At 63.5% G+C, this 15,203-nt stretch carries 13 protein-coding genes and 1 other RNA gene; 5 read left to right on the top strand and 9 right to left on the bottom strand.

The features are described 5' to 3' along the window. Positions 1-66: 66 nt before the first annotated feature. Together B4383_RS07930 and B4383_RS07925 are read left to right on the top strand one after the other, a co-directional pair. Entirely contained in the window at positions 67-1,437 is a 1,371-nt protein-coding gene (locus tag B4383_RS07930; RefSeq protein ID WP_078290044.1) for an FAD-binding oxidoreductase, read from the top strand. After that, complete coding sequence (locus B4383_RS07925; protein ID WP_078290043.1) at positions 1,434-2,744, top strand: class I SAM-dependent methyltransferase; 1,311 nt, start codon at positions 1,434-1,436, stop codon at positions 2,742-2,744. The genes B4383_RS07930 and B4383_RS07925 overlap by 4 nt, the downstream gene beginning before the upstream one ends. Here B4383_RS07925 and B4383_RS07920 read toward each other — a convergent pair. Beyond that, positions 2,741-4,717 (bottom strand): DNA polymerase III subunits gamma/tau, encoded by a 1,977-nt coding sequence (locus B4383_RS07920; protein WP_078290042.1) that lies wholly within the window; start codon positions 4,715-4,717, stop codon positions 2,741-2,743. The two genes, B4383_RS07925 and B4383_RS07920, sit on opposite strands and share 4 nt — an antisense overlap. A gap of 284 nt (positions 4,718-5,001) precedes the next feature. Between B4383_RS07920 and B4383_RS07915 the strand changes: the two genes are divergently transcribed. Genes B4383_RS07915 through B4383_RS07905 form a run of 3 tightly spaced genes read left to right on the top strand, consistent with a single transcriptional unit; the run spans position 5,002 to position 6,998 of the window. Next, positions 5,002-5,553, top strand: a complete 552-nt coding sequence (locus tag B4383_RS07915; RefSeq protein ID WP_078290156.1) for a hypothetical protein — start codon at positions 5,002-5,004, stop codon at positions 5,551-5,553. Between the two features lie 29 nt (positions 5,554-5,582). Beyond that, positions 5,583-6,308 (top strand): hypothetical protein, encoded by a 726-nt coding sequence (locus tag B4383_RS07910; protein ID WP_078290041.1) that lies wholly within the window; start codon positions 5,583-5,585, stop codon positions 6,306-6,308. A gap of 33 nt (positions 6,309-6,341) precedes the next feature. Beyond that, a complete protein-coding gene (locus B4383_RS07905) occupies positions 6,342-6,998 on the top strand; it encodes a hypothetical protein (RefSeq protein WP_078290040.1) in 657 nt (218 codons plus the stop codon). Here B4383_RS07905 and B4383_RS07900 read toward each other — a convergent pair. The 8 genes from B4383_RS07900 to B4383_RS07865 form a co-directional block, all read right to left on the bottom strand. Next, positions 6,995-8,278, bottom strand: a complete 1,284-nt coding sequence (locus tag B4383_RS07900; RefSeq protein WP_078290039.1) for an aminotransferase class I/II-fold pyridoxal phosphate-dependent enzyme — start codon at positions 8,276-8,278, stop codon at positions 6,995-6,997. The two genes, B4383_RS07905 and B4383_RS07900, sit on opposite strands and share 4 nt — an antisense overlap. Positions 8,279-8,326: 48 nt before the next feature. After that, an RNA gene (ffs, locus tag B4383_RS07895) (signal recognition particle sRNA small type) lies at positions 8,327-8,421 on the bottom strand. Between the two features lie 7 nt (positions 8,422-8,428). Then, on the bottom strand, positions 8,429-9,754 hold the full coding sequence (locus B4383_RS07890) for an HNH endonuclease signature motif containing protein (RefSeq protein ID WP_078290038.1): 1,326 nt from the start codon (positions 9,752-9,754) through the stop codon (positions 8,429-8,431). Between the two features lie 61 nt (positions 9,755-9,815). Next, a complete protein-coding gene (locus tag B4383_RS07885) occupies positions 9,816-10,763 on the bottom strand; it encodes an amidohydrolase family protein (protein WP_078290155.1) in 948 nt (315 codons plus the stop codon). A gap of 5 nt (positions 10,764-10,768) precedes the next feature. Continuing rightward, on the bottom strand, positions 10,769-12,625 hold the full coding sequence (locus B4383_RS07880; RefSeq protein ID WP_078290037.1) for an anthranilate synthase family protein: 1,857 nt from the start codon (positions 12,623-12,625) through the stop codon (positions 10,769-10,771). After that, the gene (locus B4383_RS07875; protein ID WP_078290036.1) at positions 12,622-13,257 is read right to left on the bottom strand and encodes an isochorismatase family protein; all 636 of its coding nucleotides are present in this window, start codon (positions 13,255-13,257) and stop codon (positions 12,622-12,624) included. Before B4383_RS07875 ends, B4383_RS07880 begins: the two co-directional genes overlap by 4 nt. Before the next feature lie 3 nt (positions 13,258-13,260). Then, complete coding sequence (locus B4383_RS07870; protein ID WP_078290035.1) at positions 13,261-14,019, bottom strand: SDR family oxidoreductase; 759 nt, start codon at positions 14,017-14,019, stop codon at positions 13,261-13,263. Beyond that, positions 14,013-15,194, bottom strand: coding sequence for a 3-deoxy-7-phosphoheptulonate synthase (locus tag B4383_RS07865; protein ID WP_078290034.1), 1,182 nt, complete (start codon positions 15,192-15,194; stop codon positions 14,013-14,015). Before B4383_RS07865 ends, B4383_RS07870 begins: the two co-directional genes overlap by 7 nt. Positions 15,195-15,203: the final 9 nt, after the last annotated feature.

Genomic DNA, 15,203 nt, shown 5'->3' with positions numbered 1-15,203 from the left:
GGCGCTTAGTCACCTAATCAAAGATCTCGGGTGCGCCTGGCCAGGAACCGGGCTAGCGTAGTAACTGTGCCTATCTCATCAGGATCGGCGCACGCCGAGGGAGTAAACCGGCTACTACGGAGTTATCGGGCCATTCCCGCGACGGCGACCGTTCGTTTGGCTAAACCCACGTCAAATCTGTTCCGCGCAAGGGCAAAGTCGACTACACCGGGCCTGAATACCTCGGGCCTCACCGGTGTCATTGACGTGGACACCGTCAACAGGACTGCCGATGTGGCTGGCATGTGCACCTATGAGGACGTGGTCGCCGCGACACTTCCCCACGGGCTCTCGCCGTTGGTGGTGCCACAGCTCAAGACCATCACGCTCGGTGGCGCGGTCACCGGGCTCGGAATCGAATCCGCGTCCTTCCGCAATGGGCTTCCCCACGAGTCCGTTCTCGAGATGGACATCCTCACCGGCTCGGGCGAGATCATCACCGCATCGCCACACCAGCACGTCGATCTGTATCGGGGTTTCCCCAACTCATACGGCACCTTGGGCTATTCGGTGCGTCTGCGCATCGAACTGGAGCCCGTGGCTCCGTTCGTTGCCCTGCGGCACATCCGATTCCACAATCTCGATGAACTGGTGACGGTGATGGAATCGATCGTGGGCTCGGCGACCTTCCAGGGCGAACGAGTGGACTACCTGGACGGGGTGGTGTTCACGGCCGGGGAATCGTACCTGACCCTGGGCACCCAGACGGATGCACCAGGCCCGGTGAGCGACTACACGGGACAACGGATCTACTACCGATCGATCCGGCATGCGGACGGAACCAGCAACGATCGACTGACCATTCACGACTACCTATGGCGTTGGGACACCGACTGGTTCTGGTGTTCCCGCGCATTCGGTGCACAGAATCCGCGCATCCGCAGGCTTTGGCCACGAAAATACCGGCGCAGCAGCGTCTATTGGAAGATGATCGGACTCGACCAACGCTACGACATTGCCGACCGCATCGAGAGGCTTAACGGGCGCGCAGCCCGGGAACGCGTCGTGCAGGACGTCGAGGTACCGATCATGAACACCGCGGAATTCCTGCGGTGGTTCCTCGACGAGGTACCGATCGAGCCGGTATGGCTGTGCCCGTTACGGTTACGTGACAGCGAGGGATGGCCACTGTACCCGATACGATCGGGACAGACATACGTCAATATCGGATTTTGGTCTTCGGTGCCCGCGGGTTCCACCGAAGGAGCCACTAACCGGCTTATCGAACGCAAGATCAGCGAGCTCGGTGGACACAAGTCCCTATACTCCGAATCCTTCTACCCCCGTGATGAGTTCGAGGCCTTGTACGGCGGAGAGCACTATCGGACACTCAAGAAGACGTACGACCCCGATAACCGATTGCTGGATCTCTACGCGAAGGCGGTGCGGCGACAATGACGACTACTCAGGCCAAAAATGAGCGGGGCGAGAACGGCAGGCTCTCGTTAGCCGAGATTCTGGAGATCATGGCGGCCGGGGACCTGCCGTTGCGCTTCAGCGCGTACGACGGCAGCAAGGCCGGACCCGAAAATGCCGAACTGGGGCTCGACTTGCTGACACCGCGTGGCACAACGTATTTGGCTACGGCGCCAGGTGATCTGGGGCTGGCACGTGCGTACGTTTCCGGCGATATCGAAATGCAGGGAGTGCACCCGGGTGATCCCTACGAACTACTGAAGGCCATGGCCGACAGGCTGGACTTCAAGCGTCCACCGGCGCGAGTACTGGCCAACATCGTCAGGTCGATCGGTTTCGAGCATCTGCGCCCCATCGCGCCGCCGCCGCAGGAAGCCCTGCCCCGCTGGCGTCGGCTGCTCGAGGGGTTCCGGCACAGCAAAACACGTGATTCCGAAGCCATCCATCACCACTACGATGTGTCGAACGCGTTCTACGAGTGGGTACTCGGGCCATCCATGACCTACACGTGCGCGTGCTATCCGAACGTCGACGCCACCCTAGAGGAAGCGCAGGACAACAAATACCGGCTGGTGTTCGACAAACTGGCACTCAAGCCCGGCGACCGGCTGCTCGATGTGGGCTGCGGCTGGGGGTCGATGGTCAGGTATGCCGCGCGGCGCGGGGTGCACGCCATCGGTGTCACATTGTCGGCAGAGCAAGCCGCCTGGGCACAGAAAGCCGTTGCCGATCAAGGACTCTCAGACCTTGCCGAGGTCCATCATGCAGACTATCGCGACATCACGGAAAGCGGGTTCGACGCGGTCTCCTCGATTGGGCTGACCGAACACATCGGCATCGCGAACTACCCCGCCTACTTCCGGTTTCTGCAGTCACGCCTCAAGACCGGTGGCCTACTGCTCAACCACTGCATTACCCGGCCGGACAACCGAACCTCGGCCGTCGCGGGCTATTTCATTGACCGCTACGTCTTCCCTGATGGCGAGTTGACGGGGTCGGGCAAGATCATCACCGAGATACAAAATGTTGGCCTGGAAGTGCTCCACGAGGAAAACCTGCGCCACCACTACGCACTGACGCTCGCGGAGTGGTGCGCCAACCTCGTCGAACACTGGGATGAGGCTGTCGCCGAAGTAGGCGAGGCCACCGCGAAGGTGTGGGGGGTGTACATGGCGGGTTCGCGACTGGGATTCGAGCGCAATGTCGTTCAACTGCACCAGGTGCTGGCCACAAAGCTGGATGAGCGCGGTGGATCCTCACTGCCGCTGCGCCCGTGGTGGCAGCCCTAACTGGGATCGATCTTGCGAGCACCCAGCTCGTTCTGAAGTAGTTCCAGCGCAACCTCTTCGGGGTCGCGTCGCGGCCCGGTCTCGCCCTGCCCGGCCTCGGCAAGCATCTGCTCCTCCTCGTCCTCAGGGGACGAGGGTTCCGGCTCGGGCTCGGGAGCTGGCTCAGGCTCGGGTGTGGGGCGGCTGGGCCGGGTCACCACCCGCGGCGCAGACTTGCTGGCTTTCTGAGCGGGAGCCGGAGCACCGGCTTCTCCGCTGCCCACCTCGCAGCGGATCTCCCAGTCCACACCGAGCGCGTCCTTCAACGCGTCCCGAATGACCTCGGCATTGCGCGACTCAGTGATGCGCTTGGCCAGCGGCGGCGAATCATGGGACAACACAAGGGTCTTACCCTCGATGGCTCGCACCGTGGCACCGGAGAGCATGACCTCGGTGGTGCGGCTGCGATCCCTGACCTTGGACCGGATCTCGGCCCAGGCGTTGCGGACGGCAGTGGTGTCGAGGGCGCCGGGCTGGTGCGGTGCAGGTGCCGGAGCGGGCTCCGGTTCCGGAGTTGGTTCCGGTTCCGGAGTTGGTTCCGGTTCCGGAGTTGGTTCCGGTTCCGGAGTTGGTTCCGGTTCCGGAGTTGGTTCCGGTTCCGGAGTAGGTTCCGGTTCCGGAGTAGGAACGGGCGTCGGCGGCGCGGGTGCTGGTGCCGGCGCGGGAGGCTCAGGCGCCGGAGCCGGTGGCGCAGGTGCTTCCGCGGCCGGGGCTGCGGGGGCCTGCGACCTGCGGACAAAGCGCGGCGCCGTGCCTCCCCCATCGGCCTCGGGTACCGACATGTCCAGACGCTTCTCGATGCGTTCGACGCGTTGCAGTACAGCCGATTCCGCATCCGCGGCTGAAGGCAGCAGCAGCCGGGCACACACCACTTCCAGCAGCAACCGGGGTGCCGTCGCGCCCCGCATCTCCCCGAGCCCGGCGTGCAGCACCTCGGCGTAGCGGGTCAGCGTCGCCGGGCCGATGCGCTCGGCCTGTTCACGCATCCGCTCCAGCACGTCCTGCGGCGCGTCAACCACACCGCGCTCCGCTGCGTCCGGAACAGCTTGCAGGACAATCAGATCGCGGAAGCGTTCCAGCAGGTCTGTGCCGAATCGGCGCGGATCGTGTCCGGCATCCATCACGCCTTCGATGGCTCCGAACACCGCGGCGCCGTCACCGGCGGCGAGGGCGTCGACCGCATCGTCGATCAACGCGATATCGGTGACGCCCAGCAGCGCGAGTGCCCGCTGGTACGTGACGCGTTCCTCGTCCGCACCGGCAAGCAGTTGGTCGAGTACGGACAGGGTGTCACGGGGCGATCCGGCACCGGCACGGATCACCAGCGGATACACCGGATCGTCGACGGCGACATTCTCCTGCGCGCAAATGCCCTCGACGAGTGTCCGCATCGTCTTCGGGGCCAGCAGGCGGAAGGGGTAGTGGTGGGTGCGCGACCGGATGGTGGGCAGCACTTTCTCCGGCTCGGTGGTGGCGAAGACGAAGATCAGGTGCTCGGGCGGCTCCTCAACGATCTTGAGTAGCGCGTTGAAACCCGCGGTGGTGACCATGTGCGCTTCGTCGATGATGAAGATGCGGTAGCGCGACTGCGCGGGTGCGTAGAAGGCTCTGTCGCGTAACTCACGGGTGTCGTCCACTCCACCATGGCTGGCGGCGTCGAGTTCGATGACATCGACGTTCCCCGAGCCGTTGGGCGCCAGCGCGACACATGAATCGCAGGTTCCGCACGGCGTCGAGGTGGGTCCCTGCACACAGTTCAGTGAGCGCGCCAGAATGCGCGCGGAGGACGTCTTACCGCAGCCACGGGGCCCCGAGAACAGATAAGCGTGGTTGATTCGGCCGGCGTCCAGCGCGGTGGTCAACGGTCCGGTGACGTGCTCCTGACCGATAACTTCGGCGAAAGTCGCCGGACGATACTTCCGGTACAGGGCCACGGGGAGCAAGGGTACCGGCGACCGCAGACGGTCACATGCGGCCGCCTCCCTCACTCCGGTCGCGAAGTGAGAAAAAAGTTTGCTAATGTCCGTTCATGCCTACCTTCAAGGTGAACATCGCCACTGTGCTGACCCTGGGCGTCAGCGTCATCTCCCTCGCGTTTACCTCTGCTTGTTCCGGAGAAAATACCAACAAGCCGTCGGCGGAAAGTTCGCCTTCCGCCAGCGCACCGACTTCGTCCACACCCGCGGTCAAGTTACCTGCTGTCCCGCTTGAGAGCCTGATGCTGACGCGCGCCGACTATCCCCAGGAGGATGGAAAGTTCGTCGTCCAGGACAAAGCGGGCATCAAGAAGGACGACGCGGAACGGCCCGACCCGGTCGTCACCCCGGCGGTCTGCGATGAGGTGATCAACGAGGAGAAGAAGAACGACGACAAGTTCGACAAGGCGCGCACCAAGTACTCCACCGATACCCTCGACGCGGACAGCACCGTGTCGATCGGCATAGACGGTTCGTTCGCCAAAGCCGAAGAGGGCGCGAAGAAATGCCCGTCGGTGACATTCGAAATCAACGGCATCACCGTCAACGCCGATGTCACCTTCACCGACGTCCCCGGAGCAGCGGTGGAGGCCAAGAAGCTGGTGCTCGTGGGCCACGCGTCGGCGCGTGGACAGCAGGTTCCCATCCAGAGCACTATTCTCGGCGCATATCCGCGCGGCACGTCGGTGAAGGTGTCGGTGACCCGTACAGCCGAGCCCTGGACTGGTACCGACGATGCCTTTGCTTTAGCGCTGCTCAACAAGCAGATTGCCAAAGTGAACGAAGCGCCGTAGCCACACGACATGGTCGCTAAAGTCCGTACATGACGACACGTCGCGTTGATATGAACACTGTGTTCGCGGTTGGCGCGAGTGTCATCGCACTCGCATTTACCTCCGCTTGTTCGAAGGACTCGCCGAGTAATCCGCCGGCGCCGTCCTCGAGTACCCAGAAGGCTGACGAGCCGAACGTGAAGTTGCCCGAGGGCCCAGCGACCGCGCTGTTGCTGACCCGCGAGGACTTCCCTGCGGGCAATGGGACGTTCAGCATCGAGGACAAGCTCAAACTCGACAAGGACAAAGGGGGCAAGTCCAAGCCGGAGAAGGTCAACCCGCCCGGATGTTACGAGTTCATTTCCGAGGGGGACGGCGATTACGACAGGGCGCGGGCCAAATACGACTCGGACACCGTGACGGCGGAGAGCAGTGTCGGGCTCGGGATCAAGCAGTCCTTCGACGACCTTGCGAAGCGGGCCCAGGAATGCGCGTCAGTCCAGATGGAAGGTGACGGCGTGGCAATGAAGGCGCATGTCTCCATCGCCGATTTGCCTGGCGCCTCCGTGGAGGCCAAGTTGGTGAAGGTCGGCGGCCTCCTCGGACCCGAGGGAGATCAGATCGGCGTCGAGTCTCATATCGCGATCGCCCATCCTCGGGGCACGACCGTCAGGATCGAGGTCGATCGATTCATCGATCCGTGGACGCCCGATCAGGACACGCTGGTGTTGGATCTACTCAACAAGCAGATCGCCAAGGTACAAAAGGCGCCGTAGGCGAATCCGCACATACTGGATGGGAGATATCCCGTGGCTCGCATGCTGTCTATCGGTGCGATATCCGCTGTGCTGATCTTGGCGTCGGCGTGCACCAGCGTCGTCGAGGGCGAGGCGAAGTCGGATGGCTCGCCCGGGCTGCCCAAGGGTTCTCCCGAAACGCTCCTGCTGCCGCGCGAGGACTTTCCCGACGGCGCCGGCTCGTACGAAGTGGTCGAGCAGCCGGGCGATGACGGACCGAGGGTGAAACCGGTCGAGTGCAACATCTTTGTCAACCATGACACGGTCCCCTTTGAGCAGGCGGCCGCTCAGTACGAGGATGGGGCTCTTCGCGTGGACGTCGTGGTCGGCAAGGGCATTGCCGACTCGTTCCAGACGATCGAGGAAAAGGCCGGACGATGCGGGTCCGTCACGCTGGATCTCGATGGGATCGACGGGACCGGCAGCGTCAAGATGGCGAAGGTGCCCGGGGCCTCCGTCGACGCGACGGAGACCGTCTTCACCGGCGGTCTGGGCATGGACGGTGAGCAGACTGTGGAAATCACCATCAAAACGCTCACCGCGCAGCTGCGCGGAACCACGGTGACCGTCAAAGTCCTTCATGCCATGGAGCCCTGGACCAGCGACAACGACAAGCTGGCGTTGACGCTGCTCAACAAACAGGTCGACAGGGTACAAAGGGCGCCCTAGTCGGCACGCTCCAACAGCTTTTCTGTTGCCGCCAGTAGCGCGCACGTCGCAAGACCATCGACAGCAGCACCAACGGTCTCCAACGGGGGGAATGACGGCGCCAGTCGAATGTTCTTGTCGTTCGGGTCGTTTCGGTACGGGAACGTGGCCCCTGCCTCGGTAAGCGCTATCCCGGCCTCCTTGGCCAGAGCCACGGTGCGCTTGGCAGTGCCGTCGAGAACGTCGAGGCTGATGAAGTATCCACCCTTGGGCTCACTCCACGACGCGATCTTGCTCTCGCTCAATCGGTCGTCCAGAATCTCAAGCGCCAGTTGAAATTTAGGCGCGAGGATCTGCTGATGCTTCTGCATGTGCAGCTTGACACCCTCGGCATCGCCAAAGAAACGCAGGTGCCGCAGCTGATTCACCTTGTCGGGTCCGATGCTGCGCTTACCGGCATGCTGTAAGTACCACGCGATGTTGGCGAGCGATCCTCCCATGAAGCTGACACCCGCACCGGCGAAAGTAATCTTCGAGGTGGAAGCAAAGATCAACGGGCGGTTGGGATGTCCGGCGGTTTCGGCGATACCCAGCAAGTCCACATTTCGGACAAAATCATGCGTGAGCGTGTGCACCGCGTATGCGTTATCCCAGAAAAGACGGAAATCCGGTGCGGCCGTGTTCATCTGGGCCAGCCGACGAACGACCTCCCATGAGTACACGGTTCCCGTCGGGTTGGAGAAGACGGGAACGCTCCACATGCCCTTGATGGTCGGGTCGGAGGCGACGAGTTCCTCGATGAGGTCGACATCGGGGCCGTCCTCGCGCAGCGGGATCGGAATCATCTCGATGCCGAAGGATTCGGTGATCGCGAAATGACGGTCGTATCCGGGCGCCGGGCACAGGAACTTCAATGACGGCTCGTCGCCCCAGGGCCGGGGCGAGTCGACGGTTCCGTGGAGCAGCGAGTACACGATCACGTCATGCATGAGAGACAGGCTGGCGTTGTTGGCGGCGATCAGATTGGGTGCGGGAACGCCGAGTAGCTCACCGAAGATTGCACGCAGCTCCGGGAGGCCGTTGCCTCCACCGTAGTTACGAGTGTCGGTGCCATTGCCGTCGAGGAAGTCGCCGTCACCGGGCAGTGCCAGCAGGCCGTTCGACAGGTCGAGCTGCTCAGGCGCCGGCTTGCCGCGGGTGAGGTCCAGCGATAGCCCCTTGGCCTTGAGCTGGTGATAGTTCTCCTGCTGCAACCGATGCTGAGCTGCGAGTTCGTCGGGTCCGAGCGACAGGAACGACACGGCTTTCCCCTATTCGCCCTGCGGGGCATCTGGAGGTCGCGATCTTCGGAAAGGGGACCCCGCGCACCCGACAGAGCCCGTTGACCCTTGCTGCCTTCCAGCCCTGGGGGAGTTCACAGGATAGACGCCGCGCGGGGTCCGCCGACCAGTCTAGTAGGCGGGCGTCAGCCGTCCCGGATGGTGGTGGTTGTTGGCGATTGAGTCACCGATATCGAGCTGTGGTGGGGGTATCCATTCGGTGGTGCCGTTGGTGTGTTTTCGGGTGGTCCAGCCGTGGTTGAGGAGGCGGTGGTGGGGTGCGCAGGCGAAGGTGAGGTTGTCGATGTTGGTGGGGCCACCATCGGCCCATTCGGTGATGTGGTGGACTTCGCACAGGTATCCGGGCACGGTGCAGTCGGGGTGGGTGCAGCCGCGGTCTTGGGCGTGCAACACAATCCGCTGATCTGCCGATGCGATGCGTTTGGTGCGGCCCAGATACAACGGTCGGCCATCGTCGTTGAAGATGCTCAGGTAGTGGTGGGCGTGGGCGGCCATGCGGATCACATCACGCAGGGGCAGCCTGGTGCCGGCGCCGGTGACCGCTATGCCGGCGGCGTGTTCGAGCTCGGCCAGGGTGGTGGTGACCACGACGGCGACCGGCAGTCCGTGGTGGGAACCCAAATCTCTGGACGCGAGCGTCGATCGTAGGCAGGTGCGCAGTGCGTCGTGGTTGCGTTGGGCACCCGAGCGGTGGTCGTGTTCGGCGGCTTCCGGGTCGGGCTCCCCGTCCACGAGAGGGCTCTGGTCGGCCGGGTTGCACATGCCCGGTGCGGCCAGTTTGGCGAACACTGCATCCAGATACGCACGCGTCTCCGGATCCAGTAGGCCGCTGATGGGTGACATGCCGTCAAAACCCTGCTGCCCGATCGTGACTCCGCGCCGCCGCGCCCGATCCACATCGGCGAACTCACCGTCCGGGTTCAATAGGGCCATCATCCTGTCGGCACCGATGCGCAGTGCCTCGGGCCGAAACCGGACGGCCATCTGGGCTAGCTGTTGTTCGGCGGCATGGCGGGTCGGGGCATCCACCACCACCGGGAGCCGATCAAAGAATGTGCGAATGATCCGCACATGCTCGTCCCCGACATCGCCGCGAGATAGCGCGGCGGCCACATTCGGCAGCTGCGGAGCCAGCACCTCACCGGTCAACGCCCGCCGCGGCGCCAACTGCTCGGCATCACCGATCCGGCGCCGGGCCGCCCCCTTACCGATATGCAACCGGCGCGACAACACATCCGGGAACGAGGTGCCGCCGAGCTCGACCGGCGAGGCCTGCGACATCACCTTGGGAACCAGCCCCAACCCATGGGCAGACAACCGACGCTGCACCACCTCCACACGGGCCAGCACCGTCAACGCATCAGCGGCGGTCAACCCATCGCGCGATTCGGCGCAGAAGGCATCAACCGCCGCCTCCAACACCCCAATCGAACTCATGTTCGAATACTAAACACAACCACCGACAAGTCGAGCGGACACAGCTAGCCCTGGCAGAGCCTCAGTTCGCGAGCCCCAATAACTCAGCCCCATTGCGATCGAGGATCAACGACGCATCCTCGGCCGACAGACCCTCCTGGATGTACGTCGCGGAACTGACGTACCTGGCACCTCCCTGGTACGGGAAATCCGATCCGAACACCAGCCGGTCGGCACCCAGTGACGCGACAGCCGCCTGTAGCGCGGGCGCGTGGTCATGTCCCACCGTGTCGTACCAAATCCGTCGGGCCGCGTCCTTGGGAGCCTCCGGACAATGTGTGGCTTCCCATTCGGTCACTTGCCGGTTCGCCCGCTCCAGCACCATCGGCAATGCCCCACCCAGATGACACGTCACGATCTTCATATCCGGATAACGCGACGGGATGCCCGCGACGATCAGGTGCATGATCGCGATCGTGTCCTCGATCGGCGCTCCGATAGACCAGGTGAGCGAGTGCTCGGTGATCAAGGAAGAGTCCGCTCCGCACCCTGCAGGGTGCACGAAAAGGATTGCGCTCCTGCGATTGAGCTCCTCGTACAGCGGATCGAAGATCGGGTCGGCGATTGATCGACCAAGCACCGAAGTCGTGATCGCCGCACCGCACATCCCCAGATCGTCGATCGCGCGGCTCAGCTCCTCCAACGCGGCCGGGATATGAGGCAAGGGCAACGAGGCCAGCGCCCGGAACCGGCCCGGGTACTCGCTGGCAAGCTTCGCGTACTCATCGTTAATAAATCGGGCACTCTCGACGGCGGCAGACTCCTCCTCGAAATGGGGCGATGCCGGTGTCGCCGACAGGATCTGCAGGTCTACACCCGCCTCGTCCATCAACGCGAAACGCCCATCCAAATCGGCGCGCACCGCCCCGGCCCCGAGACCACGATGTACATCGGTACCGGCCCGTCCGTGCTCATCGAGCAGCGAGAGATAGTCGTCGGACCACAGGTGAGCGTGAATGTCTATGCGCACACTTGTCATGCTAGTACCGGAACCCCAGTCGCCAGCGGCGTCAGCAGCTCAGCGAAGATCCCTACTCCATCCCGCGTCAGGATGGATTCGGCATGGAACTGGATCGATGCAAATCGCTTGGCGCGCACCGCGTGAACCTCACCCGTCACGGCATCCGAACTGATCTGCACTCGGCCCGCCGGAGTATCCACCCACTCTCCGCCTGTGACCGCGGCGAAGGTGTTGTAGAACCCGACATGCCGCTCGGTCCCGAACAAATCGATCTGCCGCTGGACGCCCTGATTGGGCTGCTCCCGGCGACGGACAGGCAGACCCAACTGTCGGCACAGCACCTGATGACTCAGGCAAATCGATAGGAACGGAATGCGCTGGGTCAGTGCGGCCTTCGTCAACGCGGTCAGCGTCGCGATCTTCGGAACGTCAATGGCCGTCGGATCACCCGGGCCGGGACCCAGCACCAGAATGTCATGCGAACCGGGTTTGATGTCCTCGTCGAAGCGACGAATATCCACCCGCAAGCCCAAGGCCCGCAGCTGCAATCCGATCATCGAGGTGAACGTGTCCTCTGCGTCGACCACCAACGCGGTCCGGCCGACCAGATTCGCGGCACTCGCCCCTGACTCGTGCCCCAGCCAGAAGGTCCCTATGCCGGTGTTGCGACTGGCGAGAGCCTCCGTAACGCGGGGATGACTGCGTAGTTCGCGACGTGTCGTCAACGCGGAGAGCAATCCTGCCGCCTTACTGCGGGTTTCCGCGGCCTCACTCACGGGATGGGAATGCCGAACGATGGTGGCGCCGGTGCCTGCCACAAGTGCTCCATCCGGCGAAATCTCCGCGGTACGGATCAGGATCGCCGAATCCATTTGCCGCACACCGGCCGTATCGGTACTGATCAGCGCGGCGACTCCGCTGTAGTACCGCCGGCCCTGTGGTTCATACCGCTGGATGACGCGGCACGCATTCTCCAGCGGGCTTCCTGTCACCGTCGGCGCGAACATCGTCTCGGCCAGGATATCTCGCGGATCACGTTTCGTCACACCGGAAATCAGATACTCGGTGTGCGCAAGCCGCGCCATCTCCTTCAGGTACGGACCCTGCACCTGACCACCATCCGGGCAGATACGAGCCATCATCTTCAGCTCCTCGTCGACCACCATGTAGAGCTCATCGGATTCCTTGGTGTCGGCAAGAAACTCCATCACGGCATCCAGATTCGGGCCGTTGGCACCGTATCGGTAGGTCCCGCTGATCGGATTCATCACGGCCAACGAATCCTGCACGCTGATATGGCGTTCGGGCGTGGCACCGACGAACACCTGCTCCCCGGTACTCACCAGGAAGGTCCAGTACGCACCCTTCTCCCGCTCCAGCAGCCTGCGAAAGAGCGTCAGCGCTGTGTTGATCGAATAGTCGTGCAACTGCACGAGCAGGTTCCTCTTGAGCACGAAGTTGGCGCCGGCCCCCTGACCGATCTCCTCGGAGATGATCCCGGAGGCCAGGCGTGCGTACTCCTCGTCATCGATATCGAAATCGCTGTGGCCCACCACCACCGGATACTCGGGAATTCGATCCAGCACCGCAGACAACGGCGCCGACTCCTGCTGCTCGATGGCAAGTGCCAGCAGCGGAGCACCGTCATCGGGCGCCACGAATCCGCGCTCGACGATCTGGCGGTAGGGCACCAATGCCAGCAGGTCATGCCCAACCAGTCCATCGCGCAACGGCAGGTCGCCTATCCGTTCGACGGACGTCACCTCCCCGGTGAACACATCGACGGCGTCGGGCGCCCCGGACTCCGGCCGGTGCAGCAGCGCGAACGGTCCGGTTGCCCCGGCCAAGACGCGCCCCAGTAGATCACTCATGTCAGCACCTCATCGGCAACGGTCAGCACGGCACACCGCCGTGCCGCGTATTCCAATGCCATCCAATGGGATTCGTCATCAAAGTCGGCGATCGCATCGGCGACCAGGAAGGTCTCGATATCGTGAGTGAACGCATCAACCGCGGTCATCAGCACTCCTACATGCGCGTAAACCCCACAGATAATCAGCTGGTCGCGCCCTGCGGCGTGCATCCGCTCCAGCAGCGCCGAACGGTGGAAGGCGCTGTACCGCCATTTGGTAAAGACCCAGTCGCCGGGATCTGGCGCGATCGGATCGACGATCTGGCGATGCTCCTCGTCCACGCGCATCCCCGGGCCCCAGAAGTCCTTGAGCAGTCCGCGCTGTTCCTGAGTCATGCTGCCGGGCTGAGCGGTATAGGCGATCGGGATGCCTGCAGCCACGGACCTGTCACGGATGGCTGCGACGTTGCTCACCAGCTCCGCACGCAGCGAAGCGGGCAGTGGGGCCAGGAAGTAGCGCTGCATATCGTGGATGAGCAACACCGCGCGAGCCGGGTCGATCTGCCACGCCGCCGTGTTGGCGGGCAGCAGATCCACTGTCGGCAGCTCGTATTCGGCGATGATCGGGATACCGCGTTCAACGGTGGTCATCGGTCAAACCCCTAGCGTCGCGCCGCCGTCGACCACCAGCGTGTGCATGGTGATGTGGGCGGCTTGGTCGGAAAGCAGGAAGGCCACAGCGTCAGCGATGTGTTGTGGTTGGGCGACGCGCCCCAGGGGAATCCCTGGCTTGAAGTCATCCAGGCTGCCGGAAACCAGTCCGGAGTCGGAGGAATCTCCCAGCATGGCGCGCAACATGGGGGTGTCCGTAGAACCGGGAGCGACAACGTTGCACCGGATTCCGTGCTCCGCAAGCTCCAACCCCAGACTCTTGGTGAAGGCGTTGGCGGCTGCCTTGGACGCGGCGTACGCCGTCATTCCTTTACGGGCCACCAACGCTGCGTTGGAGGCAATCGTCACGATGGAACCGGCGCGGCGGGGGATCATGTGCCGGGCCACCTCCCGGCTCAGCACAAAGGGCGCCCGCACGTTGACATCAAAGGTCTGAGCCCAGTCGGAGTCGGAGAACTCCACCACCGCCCCTGTTCTCAGCACCCCCGCACCGTTCACCAGCGAGGTGATGGGGCCTATCCGAGATTCAATGTCGGCCACCCCCACCGCCACCGCGGTGTCATCGGTGATGTCGAGCACCTGTCCGATGATGTCCAGCCCCTCATCGGCGGCATACTCGACGAGCTGCTTGATGGCCACCTCGTCGATGTCCACCGCGACAACTCGCTCATCGCGGCGAGCCAGGGTCGTCACCACTCGAGAGCCGACTCCCCCGCCAGCACCCGTCACCACCGCTACCATGCCGACACCACCTCGGCGGCCTGAGCGGTGTTGAGACGCGGATCGCACAGCGTCGAGTACCGCTGACCTACTTCGTGATTCTGGGAATCGTCAAAGACGCACTCGACGACGTCATCCGGCGTCGCTTCCAGGTGCAATCCGCCCGAGTGCACGCCCGCAGCATCGAGCACCTCACGGAAGCCGCGCACCTCGTCGATGGCCGTCTGGACGTGCCTCGTCTTGTACCCGGAGTCGGTGGACACCGTGTTGGCGTGCAGTGGGTCGCACAGCCAGATCACGGGGTGCCCAGATTCACGCACCGCCGCAACTAAATCTGGCAGCTTGTTACGCACGGCCGAAGCACCCAAACGCGCGATCAGCGTCAACCGTCCGCTCTCGTGCCCCGGATCCAGCTTGTCGCACAGCGCGAGCAGCTCCTCGGTCGTCATCGATGGGCCGACCTTGCATGCCACCGGATTGGCGATGCGGGAGAACAATTCAACATGCGGGCCGTCCAGATGCCGGGTCCGGTCGCCGATCCAGGGCCAGTGCGTGGACGTGAGCACCATGCGGTTCTCGCCGTCGCGCCGCAGCTGCGGTGCCTCGTAGTCGAGCAGCAGCGCCTCATGAGATGTCCACACCGGCGGTTCGATGACCGACAGTGAGGATGGCACCCGCCACCCCAGGTGACCCATCACCCGGTTCGCGGCCCAGTATCCGGCCAGCATCCGATCCGGATTGGCACGCCGATGTACCGGGTGCGGCTGCGGACCATTGACGAGATGCCCTCGGAAAGAGGGCAGTTCGATACCATCGATCATCTCGGTGGGCTTGGACCTCGGCTTGGCGTACTGCCCGCCGATGCGGCCGACCCGCAGCACCGGCCGATGGGTCTTCATTCGCATGGTGCCGGCGAGCACGTTAAGCAGCGCTACCTTGCGCGCCACGTGAGCATTGGTCGACTCCTGCGGATCCTCCGCGCAATCACCCGCCTGGATGATGGTGGCCCGGCCCTGAGCGACGGTGCTCAGCAGCGCACGCAAGGTCCTGATCTCGTCGGCGCCGACCAGCGCGGGCAGCTCGCTGAGCTCCGCCCGCACACGCTCCAGGTGCACGTCGTTCTCCCAGACCGGTTGTTGCACAGCGCGTCCGGTAGTTAGCAGCAGTGATGGCGCAGCCATTCTCGTGATCTCCATTCGATTGAT

This window comes from Mycobacterium sp. D16R24 (assembly GCF_002013385.1).
Taxonomy (GTDB): domain Bacteria; phylum Actinomycetota; class Actinomycetes; order Mycobacteriales; family Mycobacteriaceae; genus Mycobacterium.
This window is presented reverse-complemented; position numbering and strand designations above follow the sequence as displayed.

Coding starts and splice junctions, on each gene's coding strand:
- B4383_RS07865 (WP_078290034.1), bottom strand. CDS start 15,194: ATGGAGATCACGAGAATGGCTGCGCCATCACTGCTGCTAACTACCGGA.
- B4383_RS07875 (WP_078290036.1), bottom strand. CDS start 13,257: ATGACCACCGTTGAACGCGGTATCCCGATCATCGCCGAATACGAGCTG.
- B4383_RS07870 (WP_078290035.1), bottom strand. CDS start 14,019: ATGGTAGCGGTGGTGACGGGTGCTGGCGGGGGAGTCGGCTCTCGAGTG.
- B4383_RS07915 (WP_078290156.1), top strand. CDS start 5,002: ATGCTGACGCGCGCCGACTATCCCCAGGAGGATGGAAAGTTCGTCGTC.
- B4383_RS07910 (WP_078290041.1), top strand. CDS start 5,583: ATGACGACACGTCGCGTTGATATGAACACTGTGTTCGCGGTTGGCGCG.
- B4383_RS07925 (WP_078290043.1), top strand. CDS start 1,434: ATGACGACTACTCAGGCCAAAAATGAGCGGGGCGAGAACGGCAGGCTC.
- B4383_RS07880 (WP_078290037.1), bottom strand. CDS start 12,625: ATGAGTGATCTACTGGGGCGCGTCTTGGCCGGGGCAACCGGACCGTTC.
- B4383_RS07890 (WP_078290038.1), bottom strand. CDS start 9,754: ATGAGTTCGATTGGGGTGTTGGAGGCGGCGGTTGATGCCTTCTGCGCC.